The 25,563-nt window shown below is 45.3% G+C and carries 18 protein-coding genes; all 18 read right to left on the bottom strand.

Annotated elements, in window-relative coordinates; genetic code table 11:
* Positions 1-181 precede the first annotated feature (181 nt).
* Positions 182-988, bottom strand: coding sequence for an ATP-dependent sacrificial sulfur transferase LarE (gene larE / locus ACLTL4_RS07255; protein ID WP_022119830.1), 807 nt, complete (start codon positions 986-988; stop codon positions 182-184).
* A 76-nt stretch (positions 989-1,064) separates the two neighbouring features.
* Entirely contained in the window at positions 1,065-1,814 is a 750-nt protein-coding gene (locus ACLTL4_RS07250; RefSeq protein ID WP_412291269.1) for a hypothetical protein, read from the bottom strand.
* A gap of 179 nt (positions 1,815-1,993) precedes the next feature.
* Entirely contained in the window at positions 1,994-2,833 is an 840-nt protein-coding gene (locus tag ACLTL4_RS07245) for an SbcC/MukB-like Walker B domain-containing protein (RefSeq protein ID WP_412320363.1), read from the bottom strand.
* Entirely contained in the window at positions 2,715-5,180 is a 2,466-nt protein-coding gene (locus ACLTL4_RS07240) for an AAA family ATPase (RefSeq protein WP_412320362.1), read from the bottom strand. The genes ACLTL4_RS07245 and ACLTL4_RS07240 overlap by 119 nt, the downstream gene beginning before the upstream one ends.
* A gap of 1 nt (position 5,181) precedes the next feature.
* A complete protein-coding gene (locus ACLTL4_RS07235) occupies positions 5,182-6,333 on the bottom strand; it encodes an exonuclease SbcCD subunit D (protein ID WP_173896370.1) in 1,152 nt (383 codons plus the stop codon).
* Positions 6,334-6,416: 83 nt separating this feature from the next.
* Positions 6,417-7,298 (bottom strand): N-carbamoylputrescine amidase, encoded by an 882-nt coding sequence (aguB, locus tag ACLTL4_RS07230; RefSeq protein ID WP_147632092.1) that lies wholly within the window; start codon positions 7,296-7,298, stop codon positions 6,417-6,419.
* Positions 7,295-8,458: an agmatine deiminase gene (aguA, locus tag ACLTL4_RS07225; RefSeq protein WP_147632091.1), complete on the bottom strand. Its 1,164-nt coding sequence runs from the start codon at positions 8,456-8,458 to the stop codon at positions 7,295-7,297. Before aguA ends, aguB begins: the two co-directional genes overlap by 4 nt.
* Before the next feature lie 62 nt (positions 8,459-8,520).
* Positions 8,521-9,669, bottom strand: a complete 1,149-nt coding sequence (nspC, locus tag ACLTL4_RS07220) for a carboxynorspermidine decarboxylase (protein WP_412320361.1) — start codon at positions 9,667-9,669, stop codon at positions 8,521-8,523.
* Positions 9,666-10,925: a saccharopine dehydrogenase family protein gene (locus tag ACLTL4_RS07215; protein WP_147632089.1), complete on the bottom strand. Its 1,260-nt coding sequence runs from the start codon at positions 10,923-10,925 to the stop codon at positions 9,666-9,668. The genes nspC and ACLTL4_RS07215 overlap by 4 nt, the downstream gene beginning before the upstream one ends.
* 27 nt (positions 10,926-10,952) lie before the next feature.
* Positions 10,953-11,816: a polyamine aminopropyltransferase gene (gene speE / locus ACLTL4_RS07210; RefSeq protein ID WP_022119838.1), complete on the bottom strand. Its 864-nt coding sequence runs from the start codon at positions 11,814-11,816 to the stop codon at positions 10,953-10,955.
* Between the two features lie 22 nt (positions 11,817-11,838).
* A complete protein-coding gene (locus ACLTL4_RS07205; protein WP_412291265.1) occupies positions 11,839-13,293 on the bottom strand; it encodes an aminotransferase class I/II-fold pyridoxal phosphate-dependent enzyme in 1,455 nt (484 codons plus the stop codon).
* A 540-nt stretch (positions 13,294-13,833) separates the two neighbouring features.
* Complete coding sequence (locus tag ACLTL4_RS07200; protein ID WP_412291264.1) at positions 13,834-16,638, bottom strand: EAL domain-containing protein; 2,805 nt, start codon at positions 16,636-16,638, stop codon at positions 13,834-13,836.
* 54 nt (positions 16,639-16,692) lie between these two features.
* Positions 16,693-19,602, bottom strand: a complete 2,910-nt coding sequence (locus tag ACLTL4_RS07195; RefSeq protein ID WP_412291263.1) for an ATP-dependent RecD-like DNA helicase — start codon at positions 19,600-19,602, stop codon at positions 16,693-16,695.
* An 11-nt stretch (positions 19,603-19,613) separates the two neighbouring features.
* Positions 19,614-19,847, bottom strand: a complete 234-nt coding sequence (locus ACLTL4_RS07190) for a purine biosynthesis protein PurH (RefSeq protein ID WP_215660429.1) — start codon at positions 19,845-19,847, stop codon at positions 19,614-19,616.
* A 649-nt stretch (positions 19,848-20,496) separates the two neighbouring features.
* A complete protein-coding gene (locus tag ACLTL4_RS07185; protein ID WP_248834649.1) occupies positions 20,497-21,267 on the bottom strand; it encodes an ABC transporter ATP-binding protein in 771 nt (256 codons plus the stop codon).
* Positions 21,268-21,271: 4 nt separating this feature from the next.
* Positions 21,272-22,051, bottom strand: a complete 780-nt coding sequence (locus ACLTL4_RS07180; RefSeq protein WP_147632084.1) for an ABC transporter permease — start codon at positions 22,049-22,051, stop codon at positions 21,272-21,274.
* Between the two features lie 68 nt (positions 22,052-22,119).
* Entirely contained in the window at positions 22,120-23,094 is a 975-nt protein-coding gene (locus ACLTL4_RS07175) for an ABC transporter substrate-binding protein (RefSeq protein ID WP_412291262.1), read from the bottom strand.
* Positions 23,095-23,202: 108 nt separating this feature from the next.
* Positions 23,203-25,323: an anaerobic carbon-monoxide dehydrogenase catalytic subunit gene (gene cooS, locus ACLTL4_RS07170; RefSeq protein ID WP_022118251.1), complete on the bottom strand. Its 2,121-nt coding sequence runs from the start codon at positions 25,321-25,323 to the stop codon at positions 23,203-23,205.
* Between the last annotated feature and the right edge of the window lie 240 nt (positions 25,324-25,563).

The following is a 25,563-nucleotide window of genomic DNA, read 5'->3' as shown; positions in this document are numbered from 1 at the left end:
GAAGAGGCGAGTTTAGGCGAAGGGCGGCTAACAGGCGAGCGAACCGAACAGGAAATGCAGCGTGTCAGGAGATTGTTTTCGAATCATCATGGCGTTCTATTTTACATATAAGTTTTCTTAATGCCCATCTTCTTGCTCTTCGGACAAGAAGCATCTCTCGCTCTAAAGAGCTCGGTCAATTTTAATCTGTTTTGATCGTTTCGTTCATGCTTCCCATGCGGTATCCCTGAAGATCCAGGGTCACATAGCTGAAACCGATTTTCTTGAATTCAGAAACAATCTTTTCTCTGTTTGCATCTTCCATCAGTTTCAAAAATTCGGACGGCATCACTTCGATCCTTGCCATCTGTCCGTGAATGCGGACACGCAGCTGATGGAACCCCATGTCCAGAAGCAGCTGTTCTGCCTGGTCTACCATGGAAAGTTTGCTCTCTGTGATCTCTTCTCCGTAAACGAAACGTGAGGAAAGGCAGGCAAAGGACTGTTTGTCCCAGGTCGGAAGTCCCATTTCTTTTGAAAGATCACGGATCTCCTGTTTTGTCAGCTCTACGTGACGAAGCGGACTTTTTACATGAAGTTCTGCCACTGCCTGCAGCCCCGGGCGATAATCGCCGTTGTCATCCATATTGGAACCTTCTGCAACATATTTGATATTGTTTTCCTTTGCAATATTTCCGATTTTTTCAAACAGTTCATGTTTGCAAAGATAACAGCGGTTCTTTGGATTATGGGAAAATCCTTCGATCTGTAATTCTTCTGACTCGCAGATAATATGTTTGATGCCTTCTTTTTTGCAGAATGCTTTCGCTTCTTCCAGCTCACGTTTCGGAAAAGAGCAGGACTGTGCCGTCACTGCGATCACCTGATCTCCCAGCACATCGTGTGCCACTTTCAGAAGAAAGGTGGAATCCACACCGCTCGAAAATGCGATTGCTACGCTTCCGAGTTCTTTTAAATATTCCTGTAATGCTTCTAATTTTTTATTCATATTTGTCTTTTCCTTATAATTAATTATAATGCCAGGAGCAAAAGCCTGAAACCGTGAGGTTCCTGCACAATTCTTTTCACTGTTTCTTGAGCTGTACCGCTGCATTTTTATTCCTCAGTTCCAGATAACCGCACTCGGTCAGATATTCCAGGCTGTGCAGTGTAAAAGTTCCTCTGCTCATCGGAACTTCCAGCCACTCTTCCAGTACCTTTTTCCACGGCATCCACTTGTGGCGGTGCTGTTCTGAGGTATATTTATAATCCCCGATACAGTCTCCCAGTCGGTAAGCTGCCAGCACATAATTGTACATGACCGGGCTTTCTTTGTACAGTTTTTCCGGACGTGGATGTTCCTGCTCTGCAAGTGCAGGCACAAATTCCTGATCCAGACCAAGCATCCGGTTCAGAAACGGATCATAAAGATAATATACCGATGGAATGTAAGGAAATTCCAGTGTTTCCAGTTCCCTGTCCTGTAAATCTGCTTTATATTTCACGATAATCTTTGCATTGAGCAATTCTCTCTGTGTGTAAATCTCCTCGATCTGACTGTACTTCAGAACCGTCCTGCAAACTTTATTATTCTCATTTCGGAGATAAAAAATTTCCTCTTTGCCATACCCAAACATATATTCAAAGGAATCCGGTGCTGTGCGGCGAATCGGCGAATATACCATATGGTACTGATTAAAAGTTCCTTTCATGGACTTTCTTGCTTCCAGCTCAAAAATTTCCGGTATTTCTTCCATCGCCCAGATTCGAACCGGCCATTCAGCCATTGTCGGGCGTTTGTCAACAACTGTTGTTTCTGTCTTTTTCTTTGACATTTCCTGTCCCCCTGTAATTATAATTTAGTTGCTTTTTCCACTATTATATCATTATCTTTCTATTTACCCAACTTTACTGCAATATCTGCTTGACAGTATGAATCGTCTGACTTTTGGGCTTACTGCTGAGGAACAGGAAACTTTAACGGTTCTTCTTGAAAAACTGCTCAACAACACGCTTAACTGATCTGCCAGCGGGTATGGCTTCCCTGATCGTCTTTGGTCACGATCAGCTGATCTTCGATCTCCTGCTTCAGTTCCGTCACATGCGAAATAATACCGATCAGTTTCTCGCCTTCTGCCATGTTCTGGAGGACTTTTACTGCCTGATCTCTGGAATGTTCATCCAGTGATCCAAAGCCTTCGTCGATGAACATCATATCAAGGTTGATCGCTGCGGAACTTTCCTGGATCTGATCTGCCATGCCAAGTGCCAGGGAAAGTGCCGCCATAAAGGACTCGCCACCGGAGAGCGTTCGCACTTCACGGACTTTTCCGGTCACAGCAGAATAAACCATCAGATCCAGACCTCTGTTTTTGCCTGTTCCGGCTTTGTCAATATCGCACATCCGCAGTTCAAACTGTCCTGCGGACATGTCCTGAAATCTCTGGTTTGCCGCTTCCAGGATCTGCTCCAGATAATGCCTTTGTACATATGTTTCGATATCCATTCTGGAGTTTTTCCTGTTTCCGGACAGAAGCTGATACAGTCCGTTTATTTTTTCATACTGATGCATCACTTCACTACGTTCTTCCATCTGCGGTTTTAATGCCTGGCAGACTTTCTGATCGATCCGCCAGATTTCCTGCCATTGTTCCAGAACACGCTGACTTTCTTTCCATGCCGCTTCTGCTGCTTCACTGGTTTTTTCCAGTTCTTCCAGGACTGGTTTTGGCTGTTCACCGATCGCTGCCCTGGCAGAATTTATCAGGCTTTCGGCTGCCGCTTTCTGTCTGCCGTGGTTCTGTGCATCCTGTTTCCATTTCTGTACCTGCGTTTTGGTGTAAGTTCCGATCAGTTCCATCAGGCGTTTCCGGAAATGTTTTCTTCCAGAATTTCCGGTAAGCCTGCTGTCGGATCTTTTGCTCTTCCATCTGCTGAGGGATTTCTTTTTTATACTTTGCAATTAAGGTCTGTGCCCGGTTTTCCTGTTCCTGTGCTTTTTGCAGTCTCTCCTCTGCCCGCATGACAAGTACATCTTTTTCCTTTTTGGCGGTATCTGCTTTTGCATACGCCGCCTGTGCTTCCTGCTGATTCTGGTAATCTTTTGATCCTTCCAGGCTCTCCAGCATCACACGGCTTCGCTCCAGAGCGGTTTTGGCATCTGCTGTTTCTTTTGCGGACTGCTCAAGTTTCTCCTGAAATTGCTCTTTCTGCTTTTCTGCTTTTGTAAGGGCAGAAAGAAGCATCTGATACTCGTTCACTTCTTTTTGAAGCTGTCTGCCTTCTGCTTCCATTTTTTTACTCTGGTGTAAAAATTCACCTTTCATCTGCTCCAGAAAGTCTGCACGTATTTCTTCTAAATCCAGAACTTCATTTGCCCTGCTGCGGAGATGTTCAAAACTTTCCCCGGCATTTTTCTGTTTTTCTTCCAGAAGGCTCCCTGCGGCTTCTGCCGCCGCTGCTGCCTGTTCCTGTTTTCCCCGCAGCTGTTCTGCCTGAAGGGCCAGCTCCTCGATCATCTCTTTTGTCAGATTCTGGTGTTCTTTTTCAAGCTTACACGGAGAAGGATGCTCCGTGGAACCGCAGACCGGACACGGGCACCCCTCCTTTAACTCCTGTGCCAGAAAACCTGCCTGAGCATTTAAAAAGATCTTTCGTTTCTGCTCGTAAACGGCATTTTTTTCTTCAAATTCCAGGCTGGCCGCCCGATAGGCAAGACGTCTTTTTTCTGTCGTCTGCTTTTGTGTTTTGTATTCTTTCTCCGTTTGTTCTGCTCTGGAAAATTCCGTTTCCAGCAAGCCGAAATCTTTCTGTTTTGCCTGCCATAAAGCAAGATTTTTCTCCGACTGTGCAAGCTGCTGTGAGCGTTCCCGCCACACTTCCTGCTGTTTTTCAAGTTGCTCTTTTTTTGCTTTGAGTGCTCGCTCTTTTTCTTCTGCGTTTTGGACCGCTTTTTCTTTTTGAATCACATCCTGCCCGGCAGCTTCCATTTTTGTAAAGACTTCCATGGCTTTTTTCACTTTTTCTTCCACTTTGGTAAAAGCCGCAACTTCTTCTTCCTGCTGATGTTTTGCATCTTTTGTATTCTGTATACAGAGTTTTGTATCTTCCATAAGGTTCGGAAGCTGTTCTGTCTGTTCCTGAAGGTCTGATCTCAATTTTTCCAGCATTTTCTTGCAGTCCAAAAACCGCTGATAAACTGCCTGTAACTCCCAGGCGTCTTCGACCCGAACCGCCAGTTCCTGCTGTTTTGTGATCGCTTCTTCCTGCTCTTTTAAGCTCTGCAAGGTCTTTTCTGCATCTTCCAGCTGTACAAAAGATTTCAGAAGCTGAGAAGCTTTCGCAGCGGCATCCCTTGCATGATCACGTTCCTGACTTCTCTTTTGCACGATCTTTTTTGCTTCTTTCGTCCGCTTCGAAAGCTCCTCGCACAGAAGTTCCAGTTTCTCCAGAAACTGCTCCAGGACCGTTACCGAAAAATCTTTTGATTTTTCCAGTTCTTTTTTCTTTTCTTTTAAAAATGCCGTCTGTTCCAGACCTTCCGGAAGTTCTGTGCGGCTGATCTCGGCAATACACCGCATGCGGATCTGATCGATCTCTGCCTGTTTTTCTTTTTTGCGTACGGCAAATTCATTTTTGATCTCCTCGTACAGACCGGTGTGAAACAGCTTGCGGAAGATCATTTTTTTATCATCTGATTTTGCACGCAGAAGTTCCATGAATTCTCCCTGAGCGATCATCGCAACCTGCATAAACTGCTCTTTTGTCAGTCCGACAATCTCCATCAGTTTCGCATCCGTCTCTTTTGCCGGATATTCGCTGCCGTCCGGCATGGTAAGTGAAACTTCCTCACTGACCATTTTTTCGCCGCTGCCGCGTTTCAGCGGACGTACATGACGCGGAATGCGTTTCACGGTATAAAAATCGATCTCAGTTCCGTTTTTCTCAGAAAAAGTCAGGGAGACAAACGGCTCCGTTCCGATCTCCACAAACTGACTCTGAAGTTCCGCACCGTTTTTCTTATTTGCATTGGAGCTGGCTTCTCCGTAGAGAGCAAACACAATCGCATCAAAAATCGTTGTTTTTCCGGAGCCGGTATTTCCGGTGATCAGGAATAAATTCTGATCCGGTTTTTCAAAATCAATCTCGGTTCGGTTTCCATAGGAACCAAACGCCTGCATCACAAGTTTTAACGGCCGCATCTTATTTCACCCCCTGTACACTGCTGATCACATCCAGCAGCATCTCACGTTCTTCCTCATCCATATGTTCCCCGAGAAACGAACAGCAAAGTTCAAACGGGTCCAGTTCTTCAATCTTTCTGCTCTGTCTTTTGTACTCTGCTCTCCGCTCCCTCTCTCTGCGGATCTCAAGCAGATATGGAAATGCATTTCGCAGACGGTCTTTGAGGTCGATCACATCGAGATCTTCTTTGTCTGTGAGCACGACCGTGACATAATCTTCGCATGCCTGCGAAAGCACCTCCTGAAATTCTCCCTTTATCACACGCACCTGACGAAGCGGCGGAAGCGGAAGCACTTCCGTGGAAATATTTCCTTTTTCTTTCATCGTCACCATCACAATGCCTTTTTTCTGTCCGGCTTCACTGACCGAACAGGCAAGCGGTGTTCCGCAGTAACAATAATATTCGCTTCCCACTTTCATCGGTTTGTGGATATGTCCAAGTGCCGCATAATCAAACACTTCCAGCACATCTGCTGAGATCTCATCGATATTTCCGACCGTGCGGATCTCGGAATCCATGCGCTCTACATCCTCTGCCTGTCGGCCGGACGGAAGATAAAACTGATGGCTGACCAGCACATTTCGCTCCTTTGTATCGATATTTTCTCTTTCGATCAGAAGATGCAGTGCCTCGTCGTAGGAATGCTGTGTTCCGTCCTCCCGCGTTCCCACGATCTCTCTTACCATCGACGGTTTCACAAACGGAAGCAGATAAAAATGCAGATCACCATAAGCATCCTGCAGTGTCACTTTTTCGATATATTCCTCTTCTGTAGTCGGCGGCGTGCCAATCATATAGACATTCTGCCTGGACAAAATACTGCGAAAACAGTTCAGCCTGGCGGCACTGTCATGATTGCCGCTGATGATCATCACCGGCATCTGCGGCATTTCTTCGGAAAGATTTTTCATAAAGCTGTCAAAAATCTCCACTGCCTCCGCAGACGGAACAGCTTTGTCATAAATATCCCCTGCGATCACCATCGCATCCGGCTGCTGCTCTTTTGCCAGCCGGATGATCTGTTCAAAAATATATTCCTGGTCTTCCCGCAGATCGCGTTCGATCAGTTTCAGTCCGATATGCAGATCGGATAAATGAAAAAATTTCATCTGCTCACCCCTCGTAAATCTTATCTTAGTTGGAGAAAACTCCTCTTCTGTATATGTTAAGCAACAAATCTGTCTTCTTTCTTCTATTTTTGTCCTGCAATGATCCTGTACATTTCCGGTCTGCGGTCACGGAACAGTCCCCATTCAAGACGCTTTGTTGCCAGCTCATCCAGATCGTATTCTCCGATCAGGATCTCTTCCTGATCTCTGGAAGCTGTTTTTTTCAGTTCGCCTGTTTCATCGGTCAGGAAGGAAGAACCATAAAAAGTCAGTGCAGACTTCTGACCTCCATTTTCCGTATCCGGCTCTACCACCTCTTTTCCAATACGGTTTGCTGCGATCACCGGCATCAGATTGGCTGCCGCATGGCCCTGCATACAACGCCTCCAGTGCGGCATGCTGTCACATTCCAGAATTGGCTCCGAACCGATAGCAGTCGGATAAAACAGAAGTTCTGCACCCTGAAGTGCCATGCATCTGGCACTCTCCGGAAACCACTGATCCCAGCAGATTCCGATGCCGATCTTTCCATATCTGGTCTCAAAGATGCGAAATCCAGTATCGCCCGGCGTAAAATAAAATTTTTCCTGATAATAGTGGTCATCCGGAATATGTGTTTTACGATAAATCCCAAGAATCGTTCCGTCCGCATCGATACATGCGATTGAATTGTAAAGATTGTTGACTTCTTTTTCATAAAAGCTGATCGGAAGCACGACTCCAAGTTCTTTTGCCAGACGCACTCCCATCTGTACTGCTTCGTTTTCTTCTGCCGGTTTTGCATAATGATAAAAATCATACCGTCTCTGCTGACAGAAATATTCCCGTTCAAAAAGTTCCGGCAGCAAAATAATATTTGCTCCTTCTGCTGCCGCTTCTCTGATTTTCTTTTCTGCTTTTTCCAGATTTTCCTGCAGCTCTGTGCTGCACTGCATCTGGATCGCCGCTGTTTTTACTTTTCTCATTCCTTTTCTGCCTTTCCCTGTGGTATCTGCTGCGTAATACAGTGGATGTTTCCGCCTCCGGTGAGAATATCTCCTGCATACACCGGTAGGATCTCTCTCTGCGGACATATGCTGTGCAAGATCTCTGCTGCCCGCTGATCACTTTCTGCATTTTTTCCGCCAAAAGCCGGCATGATAACTGCTCCGTTTGAAAAATAGAAGTTTACATAAGATGCCGCAAGGCGTTCGCCCACTTCTCTTGTATCTTCTCCTTCTTCAAACACATAGCCTTCCAGATCTTCCGGCGTAACGCAGACCGGCACATCCGGGATCGGAAGTTTATGTACGATGATCTTTCTGCCTTTCGCATCGGTCTGTAATTCCAGATACTGAAGTGTCTCCAGTGATAACGGGTACTGCGGATCTTTCGGATCATCCGTCCACGCCAGCACCACCTCAGCCGGACCGACAAAAGCACATACATTATCTACATGCTCGTTTGTCTCATCCAGGTAAATGCCCCTTGGCAGCCAGAGCACTTTCTCCGCACCCAGATATGCTTTCAGTTTCTCCTCAATCTGTTCTTTTGAAAGCTGCGGATTCCTGCCTTTGCTGAGCAGACAGGCTTCCGTCACCATGACTGTCCCTTCCCCATCACTGTGGATGGAACCGCCCTCCAGCACAAAAGGTGCCGCATCGTAGCAGAAATATCCTTCTCTTTTGGCGAAATCTAGGGCAAACGCATCATCCAGCTTCCAGGATGCATACAGTCCATCCACCGTTCCGCCCCAGGCATTGAAAGACCAGTTTACTGCCCGAACGCTGCCTCCCTTTTTTACAAACGTCGGTGCCATATCTCTTGCCCAGGCATCATCCGTTTCTGCCTCAAAGACGGTCACCGGAAAATGTCTTCCGCATGCGATGGCTTCTCTATATTTTTCTTTCTGCTGTGCGGCAAATGCCTCTGCCCGTGCAAGAACCTTTTTTCCGGCAGCCAGATACACCGGCTCACTTTTTGTGATCGCTTCCATAACTGCACAAAAAGCCTGTTCGGCATCTTTTGCATCCTTTTTCCAGGAACCCGGCCGCTGCGGCCAGATCATGATGCAGCCTTTATGCGGCTCATACTCTGCCGGCATATAATATCCGTCCGCAGACGGTGTTGTTCTGTTGTATTCCATCGTATCCTCCTTCAGAATCTACGGTGCTGTCGCTTGCAAGTCTCATATGCGTTCGATTTAAATTACAGACGCATTTTAAAATCGTTATAGCCAAATTCTCTTACCATTTCCACACTTCCGTCTTCTTTTAAAAGTGCGATTCCCGGAAGCGGCATTCCGTTAAAGGTATTGTTTTTTACCATGGAATAGATCGCCATATCTTCAAAGACCAGCTGATCCCCGATACGAATCGGCTGCTCAAAACTGTAGTCCCCGATCACATCCCCGGCAAGACAGGTCATCGAAGAGAGGCGATACGTGTACTGTTTTTTCCCTGCTTCAAATCCTTTTGCAAGCGGCGGGCGGTACGGCATCTCCAGCACATCCGGCATATGGCAGGCTGCCGATGCATCGAGGATCAGAATGTCCATATCGTTGTGCACGATGTCCATCACTTCTGTCACAAGATAACCGGCATTTAAAGCAATCGCTTCGCCAGGCTCCAGATAAACTTCCACCGGATAGGTTTCTCTGATATAACGGATCAGTTTTTTCAGAGTTTCTATCTGATAATTTTCCCTTGTGATATGATGACCTCCGCCCATATTCAGCCATTTCATCCGGTACAGATATTTCCCGAATTTCTTTTCAAATGCCTGAAAAGTCGTTACAAGATCATCTGCATTCTGTTCGCACAGCGTGTGGAAATGAAGTCCTTCCACACCCTCCAGCAGATCTTCCCGGAACTGTTCTTCTGTCACACCAAGTCTGGAAGCATAGCCACAAGGATCATAGATCTCATGCCCTTCCTGCGTGGAGCACTGCGGATTGATGCGGATGCCGACACTGACTGCTTTTTTATCTTTTCTCACCTTTGCACTTTCCCGGCACATTTCTTTATATTTCTCATACTGTGCAAAGGAATTGAAGATGATATGGTCGCAGATCTGCACCAGTTCTTCCATATCTTTTTCTTTGTATGCCGGTGCAAAGACATGATTTTCTTTTCCCATCTCTTCATATCCAAGTCTTGCCTCATACAGTCCGCTCGCTGTTGTTCCGCTGATATACTGACCGATCATCGGATACAGGCTGTACATGGAAAATGCTTTCTGGGCGAGCAGGATGTGACAGCCGCACTCCTGCTCAAGATCCGCAAGAATCTCCAGATTTTTTCTGATTTTGCCTTCATCCACAACATAGCACGGTGTCGGCAGATCTTTCCACATCATTCTACAGTCTGCGGATTTTCATCCACAACCCACGGCAGTCCGTACTGATTCAGCATATCCATAAACGGATCCGGATCAAATTCTTCGATGTTGAACACACCGTCTTTGTCCCATACTTTATCCACAACAAGTGCTGCCCCGATCATCGCCGGCACTCCGGTTGTGTAGGAAATCGCCTGAGATCCGACTTCTTTATAACACTCCTGATGATCACATACATTGTAGATATAAATGGTCTTTTCTTTTCCGTCTTTCTTTCCGGTAAAAATACAGCCAATGTTTGTTTTTCCGACGGTACGCGGTCCAAGGGAAGCCGGATCCGGAAGCAGTGCCTTCAGAAACTGAATCGGCACGATCTCTTTTCCTTCAAACAGAATCGGTGAAGTGGAAAGCATGCCTACATTTTCCAGACATTTCATGTGCGTCAGATAGCTCTGTCCAAAGGTCATAAAGAAACGGATACGTTTTACGCCCGGAACATTTTTTGCCAGAGATTCGATTTCTTCATGATGAAGCAGATACATATCTTTTTCGCCGACCTGTGGGAAATTATATTCTCTTTTGATCTCCATCGGCTCAGTCTCTACCCAGTGACCATTCTCCCAGTAAGAACCGTTTGCGGACACTTCCCGCAGATTGATCTCCGGGTTAAAGTTGGTGGCAAACGGATAGCCATGATCTCCTCCGTTGCAGTCCAGAATATCGATCGTCTCGATCTCATCAAAATAATGTTTCAGTGCATAGGCTGTAAAGACACTGGTGACACCCGGATCAAAGCCGCTTCCGAGAAGTGCCGTGATGCCTGCTTCTTTAAATTTTTCCTGATAAGCCCACTGCCAGGAATAGTCAAAATATGCGGTAAATCCGGCCTCTTTGCAGCGTTTCTCGTAAATTTCACGCCACTGTTTATCGTCGGTATCTTCCGGCTCATAATTGGCGGTATCAATATAATCCACCTTGCATGCCAGACACGCATCCATGATCGTCAGATCCTGGTACGGAAGTGCCACATTTAAAACAGCATCCGGCTGATAAGACTGGATCAGTGCGATTAGTTCTTCCACCTTATCGGCATCCACCTGTGCTGTTGTGATTTTTGTTTCCGTTGTATTCTCCAGTTTTTCTTTCAGTGCATCGCACTTTGCCTTTGTTCTGCTGGCAATACAGATCTCAGAAAATGTTTTGCTGTTCTGACAGCATTTGTGGATCGCAACTCCTGCAACTCCTCCGCATCCAATGATCAGTAATCTTCCCATAGTACAATCTCCTTTTCTTTTTGCTTTTTATTTTTTACGACCTTCCTCTTCTTCCAGCATATCTTCTACATATTTTGGAAGCATAAATGCTCCCTTATGAAGATTGGTCGTGTAGTACCAAGTTTCTATCTTCCGCTCTTTCCAGCGTTTTGCATTCAGGTGTTCCAGCGGATGATATTTTTTTGATGCAAACCCAAACAGCCAGTACCCGGATGAACAGGTCGGGATGTGTGCCTGATAGACACGGCTGATCGGGAAACTGTGGCTTGCCTTCCGGTGCATCACTCGGCAGGATTCTTCGTCTTCATCATAAAACGGACTTCCGTGCTGATAGACCATGATGCCGTCTTCTTTTAGTGCACGGTAACAGTTCCCGTAAAATTCTTTGGTAAAGAGTCCGGCATTATGTCCGAGCGGATCAATCGCATCGTTTATGATCAGATCATATTCATTATGACGCAGACGCAGAAATTTCAGTCCGTCCTCATAATAAACACTGACTCTTTTATCTGCCAGTCCGCAGGCATTGTCCGGGAAAAATTCTTTACAGACTTCAACAAAAACGCGGTCCGGCTCGACCACATCAATTTTTTCGATTTCTTCATAATGGCTCAGCTCTCTTGCCACACCGCCGTCCCCGCCGCCGATCACCAGGACATTTTTCACACATGGATGAACTGCCATCGGCACATGAACGATCATCTCATCATAAATAAACTCATCTTTTTCTGAAAATACAATGCTTCCGTCTGCACTTAAAAAACGGCCAAATTCATCGGAATCAAACACATCAATACGTTGAAATTCTGTCTGCAGACCAAAAAGCTGTTTCTGGACTTTTACCGAAACTTTTACTTTTTCTGTCTGGTAATCTGAAAACCAAAGCTCCATCCTTTTCCCCTCCCATTTGCTTTTATTTTTCGCTCAGCACATATAAATATTCTATCTCTGTATCCTGCATTCCCTGCATGGAACAGCCCTTTTCTTTTGCGTAAATAATATAATCAATGATCTCCTGCGTGATCAGCTCTCCCGGTGCAAGGATTGGGATCCCCGGCGGATAGCACATCACAAATTCACTGCAGATCATGCCTTTTGTCTCCCGGATCGGAACTGCTTTCTTTTCTGCATAAAAAGCAGTCTGCGGAGATACCAGAACGGTCGGCCTGATGTACTCGGCTCCCGGCATTTTTTCCGGATCTTTTGCATAAAGCCGCTTGATATCCGCCAGTGCCCCCACCAGCCGCTCGATATCCTGGATACGGTCACCGATGGAAATATACGCCAGGATATTTGCGATATCTCCAAGCTCGATCTGGATGTCATACTCATCACGCAGCAGGTCATAAACCTCAATGCCGGCAAGCCCGATATCTCTTGTATACACGGAAAGTTTTGTCACATCAAAATCATAGACGCTTCCACCGTTTATCATATCTTTACCGTAAGCATAAAAACCGCCGATTGAATTGATCTCTTCTCTTGCATATTCTGCCATGCGGCTCACTTTATCAAAAGACTCCCGTCCGCGCAGTGCCAGATTTCTCCTGGAAATATCCAGACTGGAGATCAGCAGATAGGAAGCACTTGTTGTCTGTGTCAGATTTATAATCTGACTCACATATTCCCAGTTTACATTTTTTCCGGTAAGAAGCAGAGAACTCTGTGTCAGGCTTCCGCCGGATTTATGCATGGACACCGAAGCCATATCTGCCCCGGCATCCATGGCACAGACCGGAAGATCACTGCCAAAATACAGATGCGTGCCATGCGCCTCATCCGCCAGCACCAGCATATTATGTTCATGTGCCACCTTAACGATCGCACGCAGATCAGAACAAATCCCATAGTAGGTCGGATTGTTCACAAGAACTGCTACCGCATCCGGATTCTCACGGATCGCCCTTTCCACCTCAGAAACCTGCATTCCGAGTGATATCCCCAGTTTTGTATCCACTTCCGGATTCACATACACCGGAACCGCACCGCACAATACCAGTGCATTGATCACGCTTTTATGTACATTTCGCGGCAGAATGATCTTGTCACCTGCCTTGCAGCAGGAAAGCACCATTCCCTGCACGGAAGAAGTTGTTCCGCCAACCATAAAAAAGGCATGATCCGCACGAAATGCTTCCGCTGCCAGTTCTTCTGCTTCCTTGATCACAGAAACAGGATGACAGAGGTTATCCAGCGGCTTCATGGAATTGACATCCAGGCTGACACATTTTTCTCCCAGAAGATCCACAAGTTCCGGATTTCCTCTTCCGCGTTTATGTCCCGGTACATCAAACGGCACAACTCTTCTTCTTTTTAAACGCTCCAGTGCCTCATAAACCGGAGCATGCATCTGTTTGTTTCGATTCATTCTTTTTCTCCAATCATAGCATGATGTGGGTGTCAAAAGTCCCCAACTATAATGCCTACGGATTGTTCTGTGCGTTGCACTCCCTGGCATCATAGCATACGATAAATATATCCGCATAAAAAAAACAGGTGAAATCCTCACCTGTCTTTAAACGTCTTATGATAGCTTTACTTTATGTATTTATCTTACATCCGCAAAAACTATTTCCAGAGTCTGTCGTTGGCACTCTCGCCAGCAAATATTTGCTAATCCTACTCTTTATTGACCATTTCACAAGTGATGTTTTATTCTGGGACGCTGTATTCCCAAACAAAAGACTTATAAAATTTAGCTTTTAACTAAATCAATAATGCGGTCTCTCACCGCAATCGGCAGCTGCCCCGCCTGTCCGTATGGGCTTAACCAATCACTTGGTGGGCAAATATTTGCATGAAAATCATTTCTGCTTCATGTATTAGATTCCAGAGTCAAAAGGTCTTCTGACCCTAATATCATTTCAAGTATAGCATGGCAATTTTTGAATTGCAAGTTAAAAAATCTTTACATCTCATCGAGAAGTTTTCGAAACTCTTCCTGTGGGATCGGACGGTAATAATAATATCCCTGGATATAATCACAGTGGCTCTTCTTCAGAAAATCTGCCTGAACTTCTGTCTCAACGCCTTCTGCAACGATATGAATGCCCATCTCATGTGCCATATCGATCAGGAATCGTAACATACTTTTCGTCTTTGGATTTGTCTCGATCTGGCGGATGAAACTCATGTCAATCTTCATAATATCGAAATTGTACTGCTGAAGCATACCAAACGAAGAATAACCGGTTCCGAAGTCATCCATCATGATCTTGACACCTTCTGTACGGAAGGATTCAAGAATACTGTTGCGGCTCTCACCCATCGCAGCGTAGGATGTTTCAGTAACTTCCAGACGGATCAGTTTTTCTTCCAGATCATTGTTTTTACATTTATCAAGGATATCTTCCATGATCTTCTCATCATAGAAATCCATCCATGATAAATTGACCGAAACCGGAACCACATTCTTGCCTGCATGGTAACGGTCCATCAGGAAATCGCTGACCTGATGAATGACATAATCATCCAGTTCGGAGATGTGACCGCTCTCTTCCAGAGCCGGTATAAAGAAGCCCGGCGACAGGAAACCTTTCTCGGAATGATGCCAGCGGATCAGGGCTTCTGCGGAAGCGATCTGTCCGGTCTTTACATCCACAACCGGCTGATAATAAACCTGAAGTTCTCCTTTCGCGATGCCTTCTGCAAGTTCTCCTGCAATCTCTGCTTTGTCTATGTAAGCAGTCTGCATGGAAGAATCATATACTTTATATGGCTGAACATACTCATCTTCAATATATTCCTTTGCCAGCTTCGCACGCCCGATCATCATGTTTACGGACATTTCTTTATCTTTTACATAGAAAATACCGCAACGGCTGAACAGACGGATGGTCTTTCCGGAGCTGGAAATCTTCTTCGTACAGAGCTTTGGCAGAAACTCCTCATCCAGATTTTCCCGTTTCACAAGGCACACAAAATGGTCAGCCTCAGCCCTGGCGATCACAACCGGATCAAGCTGTGAATTTTTCAGATCTTCATAAAATTCACGCAGAATAAAATCACCAAGATCAATTCCAAAAAGTTCGTTCACTGCCTTAAAGTTCTTAATATTGAAAAACAGGATCGCATAATTGTCATCCTCATTTGCATTCTGCAGGATATGTTCTGCCTTCTGTACAAATCCCTGTCGGTTGTATCCGCCTGTCAGTGCATCCTGTCCTGCCAGCTCCGTAATATCCTCGACTGCCACAGCCACGATGCCAAAATACCGATCAAAATAAAGATAAGTATAATTAATCAGGCATTTTTCTCCATCTTTGTTTATCTGGTGTGTACTGAAAGAATAACGTCCTTTCAGATCCAGTTCTCTTTTTATATTATCAAGTCTCGTATGATTTTCAAACTGTGCCTTTTCTTCTTCCGGAACAGAATTCTGTACTGCTTTTTTCAGATACTGTTCATAATCCAGCTCCTGATCCAGAGACTCTGAAAAATCAAAAACTTTCGCAGAACTGATCGCGATCTTCCTGCGTTTTAAGTCGATCACCGCAATCCGCTCATAGCTTTTCTGATACAGGATCTGCGGCATCTTTTCTTCCAGATACTTCTCCGTAATATTGGTAAAATAAAGAATAGCCTCTATCTGACCGAAAAAAGCATTGCGAACCATCTCTGCTGTTACGCAATAAAGCTGCGGACGATGGTTTTCTGTGCTGTATACCGGATAATTTTCCTGAATGACCGTGTGACCTTTTTCGAAAGAATCCAGCATATGCTTTCTGCTGAAATTTTCTGTAAAACTTCTGCGCCCATCCTCCTGTGGAATCGAAGTGCTGATCCTGTTTATATACTGATCAAGTGTACGATCCTCTTCCTGAAGCTCCAGATTTTTCAGAGAACTGCTTCCGGATTTGCAGGTTCCGTCTGTTACATTGACATTCACCATACCGACAAAACCTTTGCTCCTGCTCAGAACCATATCCAGCTGTTTCAGATAGTCTGTATTGATATCCCGAAGATAAAGAACCACGACTTCGTTATCTTTTGCGTACTCTGTACTCTTGATGATCTCCATGGAAACCCAGCGAAATTCCTGTCCATTCCGACAGCGATAGCTCATACTGATACGCTCTGTATCTTCTTCCGAGAAATTTTTACGCAGATTTTCCGAATCACAAAATTCCAAAAAAGCTTCCTGATCTTCCTCATGGACATATTCTTCTCCGTACTGCATCAGTCTCTGCGAAATACTCTTAATGCCATCCAGCGGACTCCTGAAATCGTCGGAAATATTTTTAAGTGTTCTATAGGTATCCGTACTCAGATTGATTTTAATGATACGATAAAAAATGCCGGATAACATCTCCATCGCATCGTGCAGACTGCTGGACGCTTTTGCATACAGTGCAATCGTATTGTGCACACGCCGCAGTACGACTGCCGTGTCAAACGGCCTCGTAAAATAATCCGTGGCTCCGAGTTCGTACGCCTTTCCTATACTTGCCTCCGATGTTTCTGCCGAGATACAGATAACCGGCAGTGAATCAAGCCACTGCTTTTCTTCCATGACCTTCAGAACTTCATATCCATTCATCACCGGCATATTCAGATCAAGCAGCACGATCTGATACGTTTTCCACTTCTTTTCCAGGATCTCGATCGCTTCCTGACCGTCTTTCGCCATGTCGATCTCGTATGTTTTCTCAAGCATGGCCGCCAGGATCTCTCTGTTTATTTCCGAATCATCTACTATCAAAATTTTCTGCATTCTTCATCTTCCCTCTTAAAAGAATACCCTGTACTAAACATTTTCTGCGTCTTTTCAAAACTTTTCCTGTAACCTTTCTTTTAAAAGAGTATTTCGTTTTGTCACCGTCACATTCCGCACGGCATAGGAAAGTGCCTTGCGTGTTCCGACCAGTACGAGGATTTTTTTCGCACGGGTGATTCCTGTATAGATCAGATTTCTCTGAAGCATCACAAAATGATTCATCAGCACCGGCATCACGACGATCGGATATTCCGATCCCTGTGCTTTATGGATTGTTGTTGCATAGGCAAGTGTCAGTTCATCCAGTTCTGTGACATCATACTCTACGATGCGTCCGTCGAAATTCACTTTCAGATTTCGGGCTGCCACATCCACCGCATCGATCATCCCGATATCGCCGTTAAACACTTCTTTGTCATAATTGTTGCGGATCTGCATCACTTTATCGTTTACGCGAAATACAAAACCGCCTCTTCGCAGTCCTTCGCCCTGCGGATTGAGAGTCTCCTGAAGAATCGTATTTAAATTGGCAGCTCCGACGATTCCTTTCTGCATCGGCGTGAGCACCTGAATCTGGGACGGCGGCGTCTGATAATAACGCGACAGCTTATTTTTCACCAGACGCATGACCTCGTCTGCTGCCTCCTGCGGATCTTCTTTCTGCACAAAAAAGAAGTCCGTATCCTTCCCATTGGAAATATCCGGCATTTTGCCCTCGTTGATCCGATGTGCATTCATAATGATACGGCTGCTCTGTGCCTGTCGGAAAATCCTGGTCAGACGGATCACAGGCACTGTTTCGGAATCAATGATATCACGCAGCACGTTTCCGGCTCCGACAGACGGCAGCTGATCGATATCTCCGACCAAAATCAGACGCATCCCCTGCGGAATCGCCTTTAAAAGTGCATTCATTAAAACGATATCGATCATCGAACATTCGTCAACGATCAGTACGTCCCCTTCCAGCGGATTTTCTTCGTTTTTGAGATATCCTTCCGGAGGCTGACATTCCAGAAGACGATGGATTGTTTTCGCTTCCAGGCCGGTGGCCTCTGTCATACGTTTTGCCGCACGCCCTGTCGGTGCCGCAAGCAGAATCTTAAGTCCGAATGCCCGATATGCTGCAATGATCCCCTGTGTGGTCGTTGTCTTTCCGGTTCCAGGTCCTCCGGTCAGCACCATAACTTTGGAAACCGCTGCTTTGCGAATCGCATCTGCCTGAACCTCATCATACTCCATATGCACCTTTTCCTGAATCTTTTCCACATCAATCGACAAATCCGGATTGCCTGTTTTTTCTTTCGCCGTCTCCAGTGCAGTCCACAGACGATCCGCCGCCGGAGCTGCCAGCAGCCTTTTTAATTTTCCTGCCACACCGGTCTCCGCATAATAAAACGGCGGCAGATAAATAGCTTCGGTTATTTGAGATTCTGCCAATTTCCATTCCGGCTGTTCAAGGTTTGCAGGCATTTCATATTTTCGCTGCTCTTCCGGAATTTCTACTTTCTGTAAGATCAGATCGTGATCCGCCAGCATCTGATCCAGCGTCATCACAACACAGCCCTCCTCTGCTTCCAGAAGCTCTGCTGCCGTTTTGATCAGCTGTTCCTTTGTTGCATAGACATGTCCCTGATCCGCCAGATTGCTTAATGTATACATAATACCGCTTCGAAGACGCACAAAGGCTTCTTTTCCAAATCCCAGCTTCTGTGCAATCCCATCCGCTGTTTTAAAGCCGATCCCCCAGATATCATCTGCCAGCCGAAATGGATTTTCCCGGACCTTATTGACACTTTCATTGCCGTATTGCTTGTAGATCTTTGCTGCAAAGGAAGTGCTAACCCCATGATCCTGCAAAAACAGCATAACATTTTTAATTTCTTTTTGCTTTTCCCAGCTCTCTGCAATCTTGCGGATACGCTTTTCTCCGATTCCCTCCACTTCCCTCAGCCGGAAGACATCGGTCTCAATCACAGCGATCGTCTCTGTTCCGAACTTCTGCACGATCCGTTTTGCATATTTGGGACCAACCCCTTTGATCAGCCCAGAACCCAAATATTTTTCAATGCCAAAAACAGTCGCCGGCATCGTCTCTTCCCAGGTCTTTGCCTGAAACTGTCTGCCATAGCGACTGTCCATTTTCCAGTTTCCGTCGATCAGAAGCACCGAACCAACATTGACATCCAGAAGACTGCCGACCACCGTCACCAGATCCTGATAATTTTTCACCGCACACTTCAGAACTGTATAGCCGTTGTCCGGATTCTGGTAAGTGATCCGCTCCACCACCGCACGCAGTTTAAAAGTACTGCGTTTCCGGACTGTCGGTGCGGTGTTTTGTGCCTGTTCACTCGGTTCTGTTTTTGCCGAATCGACTCCTCTGTTATTTTCTTTATCTTTGCCCTGTTTTTTGTATACAGGATTTCCCATTTTCTCAAAAACCTGCTGGTTCATCCGGCAGTCATTTAATGCCCGATGTGCCCCTTCTGCCGAAATCCCGTAGTATTCTGCCAGATCCGTCAGCCTGTGATGCTCCAGATTCGGAAGCTCCCTTCTCGCCATCTGCAATGTATCAATATAATCATTTGGCAGCGACCGTTCAAAATACTTTTCCACATCACGATAAAGAAAATTCATGTCAAATCGGGCAATGTTATGTCCGACCAACACGAATCCTTCAATAAACTCCAGAAATTCTTCCAGAACCTGTTCAAAAAACGGTGCTTCCGCAACCATATCATCCGTAATGCCATTTACACGGCTGGCTCCGTAAGGAATCCTTCGTTTCGGATTCACCAGCGTACTGAACTCATCCGTAACCTTGCCGTGCTCCACCTTCACTGCAGAAATCTCAACCACTTCGTCCGTCTTAGGCGAAATCCCGGTCGTCTCCAGATCAAAGACCACATAATCCGCAACATAAGTGTTTAATAAATTTCCGCCCGCTTTTGCCATCATCCGCTCCTTCGTTATCTCATCGGACAGGAAGAACGAACCGTCGGTGCTTCCTCCCCGGAAATATAGCGTGCGTTAAACTCCATCGAAATCTCACGCAGCTCCTTTTTTCCATCAATATAATCCTGATACATCTCCACAATCCCGGAACTGCATCCGTCACAGGAAGCATCAATATTGCCCAGAGATTCTGCCACGATCTGCTCACGTTCTTCCCTTGTCGTGTCCTTTATCAAATATTTTACCATCGTTATTCACTCCATTGTTGCGATTCTATATAGAAAAATGACCGCCCCATGCCTGAGAAACTAGGGCGATCATAAGCCTTTAACAATCAGGCGAACCGTCATCGGCAACACCTTTTATGCATTTATAATAGCATTTCTATTCTTTTATGTCAAATATATTATTTTTGTTTTTGTATGTTTCTTTTTGTTTATTAATGTCTTTTTTTGTTTTTATTGATTTTATAATAAATATATGATATTATACAAAACAGGTGTTGCCACACGTTGACGTGTGTATGGCGGTTCGCTTCTTGCGGAGAGTAGACTGTAGCTCCGATTACATAGATTTATCTCTCACTTTCAGAGAAATCTTGGAAAAGGAGGTCTTACTTATGCTTACCATTTCTGACCTTATCGCAGTATTTTCACTGTGTGCGACTTTTTACAGTCTTGGTTATATGCATGGAAAGCATGACTCCAAGACGCAAAAATAACCGCCCTCTGTCCTGACAAAACATAGGCGGTTATCCAACTATTAAACAATCAGGCGAACCGTCATCGGCAACACCTTTTATGCATTTATAATAGCATTTCTATTCTTTTATGTCAAATATATTTTTATATGTTCTCTTTTTATTATTCACAAACAATAGAAATGAATCTTGTGAAATCAGATAAAGTACTCGATATTTCTCTCTTCTTTCATCTGGAAGATCTCATACACTTTATCTCGCATCAGCAGGAAATCATCTGATGTACGGTCTCTGTCTTTCGGCAGTGTGACTTTCATGATGCTCTTGATCTTGCCCGGATTGGCTGACATGATCACGATGCGGTCTGCAAGGAAAATAGCTTCTTCGATATCATGTGTAACAAACACGACGGTTTTGTCTGTCTCATGTGCGATCTTCAGAACATCTTTCTGAAGTTTCATTCTGGTGATCGCATCCAGTGCCCCGAACGGCTCATCCATAAACAGGATTTCCGGCTCGACCGCCAGTGCTCTGGCGATCGCCACCCTCTGTTGCATACCGCCGGAAAGCTGTGCCGGACGTTTCTTTGCTGCTTCTTTTAAGCCAACCATTTCCAGGTAATGATCTGTGATCTTCTTTTTTTCTTCTTTGCCGAGTTTCTTTGTTTCCAGTCCAAGCTCTACATTTTTCTGCACGCTTCTCCATGGCAGGAGTCCATAATTCTGAAAAATGGTGACATATTTCATGGACGGTTTTTCTACGGTCTGTCCGTCGATTTTGATCTCTCCGGATGAAGGTTTTAAAAACCCTGCCATCGCATTGAGCAATGTGGATTTTCCGCAGCCGGACGGTCCGAGCAGGCAGATAAATTCTCCTTTTTCCACCTGAAGGGAAACATCATTTAAAATGGTATGCTGTTCTTTGTTTTCCTCGAAGGAAATGCTCACATTTGATACGTCTATATACATTTCTCTACACTCCAAATCCAATTTTTGTGCTGATCGCTTTTTCTGCGAAACGTAATAAGCCATCTAAGATAAATCCGATCACTCCGATCGTGATCATGGTTGCCAGAAGTGCATCAAAACGCATGCAGTTTTTGCTGTCCATGATCAGAAATCCAAGTCCGGACTGTGCACCTACCATCTCTCCTGAAACCAGAAAAATCCAGGATGTTCCAAGTGCCAGGCGAAGTGCATTTGCAATCTGTGTAAAAATTGCCGGAAATACAATGCCAAATAATGTCTTTACTTTTCCAACTCCGAAGCTGTTGGCGATTTTATAATAAATTCCATCTACATGCTGTACCGCCGCCACAACGGAGAGCAGAATCGGGAAGAATCCGGCTATAAAGATGATCACGATCGCAGGCACATCACCGATTCCGAACCAGAATACGATAAACGGCAGGAATGCTACCGGTGCGATCGGACGGATGATCTGAAGGATCGGGTTGATAAACTGAAATACTTTCGGAAGGCTTCCGAGGATCAGTCCCAGCAGGATCGCAGATACGGCTGCAAGTACATAGCCGGTCGCAAAACGTAGCAGGCTGATCCGGATATGTCCCGGTAAGGTAACGTGGGAAGTACTTCCTTCCAGTCCCTGTGTAAACAATTTAACAAATTCCTCTCCGACTTTGACCGGAGACGGAAACAGTGTTGCATTTGCGTTTGTCACTGTGCAGGCGATCTGCCATACCAGAAGTACAACTACAAATGACACGATAACTCTGATACCTTTTTTCCACATAATATTGTTTCCTCGCTTTTTCTTTCAAGTCGAATTTCAAGACGCACCGTTCTTTTCCATACGCTATTTTAATCAGATTCGCTGCTTTCAGACTGATATACAAAGTCTTCATAAGACGGTGGATTTTTGTTGATTCCGTACTTCTTCATTCGTTCTGTCAACTGTTCGTAATCGGATTTTGTGATCTCCAGATTGTCATAATGAATCCACTGCATGGAAACTTCCAGCGTCTTTTCATTCTGTCCAAGATAAGCTTCTGCAAGTGTTTTTGCCGTTGTTTCGTCGAGCCTGTTTCCGGCCTCTTCGTATCCGGCAACCAGTTTATCAACGGCTTCCTTGTTTTTTTCAAGAAAGCTTCCATTCATAACGAGGGCACAGCAGATGGAATTCTGCCACAGCTGTGTGGAATCATAAAGCACATGGCCGTAATCCTGCACCACAGCCTGTGCTCCGAACGGTTCTGCAACGCAATATCCATCAATTGCACCGCTTGCCAGGGAAGACGGCATTTCTGCCGGTGCAAGCTGGACAACCTTTACATCGTCAATCGACATTCCCGCATCAGAAAGCATATCGTTCAGTAAAATATTGTGGGAAGACTGATTAGATGGAATGGCAAAGGTTTTGCCTTTCAGATCTTCTACTTTTGTGATGTCATTGGAAACGATCACCACATTTCCATCTTTATGTCCCAGTGCCACCGCTTTGAGATCCAGTCCGTTACTGACGGCTGCCATCGCAAGTTCTGCCAGCACGGACGCTCCGTTGATCCTTCCGGAATTTAATGCATCCATCAGATCGGTCCAGGAACTGAATTTCTGAAGCTGTATCTGCAGAGTGCTGTTTTCGTCTGCATCAAGCAATTCTTTTTCTTCAAAAACGGCCAGTGCATGTGTGATCGGAAGGTAACCGATCGTGATGATCTGCTTCTTTCCGTCTGCGGTATATTTTGCCTCGGATCTGCCGCATCCTGAGGACAAAACTGTCAGAAGCGTCAGGACAAGCAGCATGCACAGGCTTTTTCTGATTTTATATTTTCTCATAAGTACTCCTATGTCTGTTTTCGGGCAGCTATTTAAATCAAACGCTCATGGCATTTTTTAAAAATGTCATCTGGATTTTTCTGTACTTTATCGTTTCGCAATTTTTGATCAGATTCCAAGCTGTCTGCGTTTTTCTTTCATATCAGCTACCATTTTCTCACCGAGTGATACCGGATCCACATCTACCACCATGGAAGAATGCAGCGTTTCTTTTGTTCCTTCTTTCAAAAATTCGATGACTTTTGAAGAACCGTGGATCGGTGCTTCCACACAGTGGTAAGAACTGATTCCGTTCAGGCGGAAGCCAAGTGCCGCATCAATTCCTTTTTCATTTGACCACTCCGGTGATGCAAAAGCGAACGGCATTTCGTACATTGCTTTTCCGAATGCATTTGCAATGCCTGCAAAGATTCCGGATGATCTGGTGTTGTCGATACATTCTCCGACATGCCATACCGGAGGCATATCCGGTTTGAGAAATTCTCTTAAGCCTTCTCCTGCCTTACTGTAAGCAAACTCGGAAGTCTGACAATAACCCATTTTCATCAGCGGGAAGGATGCACATCCGTTTGTGATAATCAGAACGTTATTTTTCAGAAGTACATCACAGACATCAAGGATCGCTTTTTCGTAGAGTACTTTCGGATTGTTGCATCCGACCATATTTACCACACCAAGGATTTTGCCCTCTCGGATTGCATCTGCAATCGGCTCCAGACTGCCGTATTTTTTGCACAGATATTCTACGGAAAATCCAACTTCTGCCTCTACTTCATATTTCGGAATAAATACCGGCACACCTTTTCGTGCCTCAAAACTTTCGATTGCACGCTCTACGATGCGTTCTGCAATCTTTTTTGTCTCCGCGATATTCGAATGATGATGGTCGTATCCGATATGTTCTGCTCCCGGAAGTCTCGCAGAATCGTGTGTCGTGACAACCGTTGTCTTGAAACATTTTGCAACATCCATGATCGCCGGATAAACTTCCTGCACATCTGCTACCCAAAGATCCAGTGCTCCGGTTCCAAGCACCAGTTCTGCACTGACTGCATTGGACAGTGGGATAACGCCCTCATAACGGTACATAGAAGAAAGTCCGGAACAGCAGATGCCGTAAAACTGAATGCCCTTTGCTCCTTTTTCTTTCGCAAGTTTCTGAAATTTCTCGCTCTGTCCAGCCTTTACGATCTCTTTTACCAGAATCGGCAGATGTCCGTGAACTGCGATATTTACATAGCCTTTTTTCAATGCTCCGACGTTTACCTTGGAAGTCACACGGTCACCGACTCCAAGCAGTGCATCGGTTGCGATCGATGTAGAAACAACACCGCTGAATGTAAAGGCAAGTCCGCAGCGAAGAAACTGTTTCATCACGCTCTCCCAGTCTCCGTCCGTCGCACAGCCTGTTTTGTGGTAAGCTTCAAACACTTCGTGATAAGCACTGATCGGCAGAATATCCATATCTTTCCATACTTTCTGACGCTCCGGTGCCGCACAGGCAGTGATCACTTTGTATTCATCCGGCTCTGTTCTCGATAAATCTGCAAGAAGTGCATCTGCCAGGTCAATCGCGATATTTTTGATCTGTCTGTGTTTTGTTTTGATGCCAAATGACTTTGCCATTGCAATGACTTTGTATTCTCCGATGATCGGAATATCCAGTTTGCCCTGAGCTGCCCATTTCAGCATCAGGATCAGTTCTCTTGCATGCATGCCATGCTGTGCTGCACCGGCTGCCGCACCGCGAAGCAGATTTCTCGCAACGATCAGATCTGCATCTGCACCACAGACACCTCTCGGAGATTTCGGAGTGATACGGCATGGACCCATGTTACAGATACGGCAGCAAGTACCGCTCAGTCCAAAACTGCACTGTGGCTGTTGTTTGTCAAAACGGTCAAATGCCGTATCATATCCAAGCTGCTCCATACGCAGCATCATTTCTTTGACTGCCGGGTCCGGCACATTGTCCAGCACATCCTGCTTTGTCGGAAATGTTTTGCGATAAGCTGCAACCGCCTTCATGTAATCTTCCGTGAAAACTTCCTCGTGGCTATGTTCATACTCGTTTCCGTTTTCATCTACATGTTTGTGTGTATGTCCGCTGACCGGCACCAGAACTTTCGGAACACCGTTTTTGTCGAATCCAATGATCGCTCTGTGATTATGCGGTTCAACCTGCGTATTGATCATATCTTGTTCGTTTTTCTTTTCTTTATTGTCCATACCTGTTTTCCTTTTCTGTTTTTTGAAAATCTATCTCTATGCTTCTTCCTGAAAGTTTTTTTCATTTTTTGGTTACTATACCACCTAATTCTTATTATGTCAATAGGTTTTATATATATTGAAAATATCGAGATAATACCGCTTTCTTCCTGTATTTGCCGAATCTCTGAAAATGATAACCTTTCACAATCGAGTAGGAGGCGGTGACTAACCGCCGTCCTCTCACACCACCGTGCGTAC

Origin of the sequence: Hominisplanchenecus sp., from assembly GCF_046967715.1 — a bacterium.
In the GTDB taxonomy this organism is placed as follows: domain Bacteria; phylum Bacillota; class Clostridia; order Lachnospirales; family Lachnospiraceae; genus Hominisplanchenecus; species Hominisplanchenecus faecis.
The sequence above is the reverse complement of the archived record's forward strand: the minus strand, read 5'-3'. Positions and strand labels throughout refer to the sequence as shown.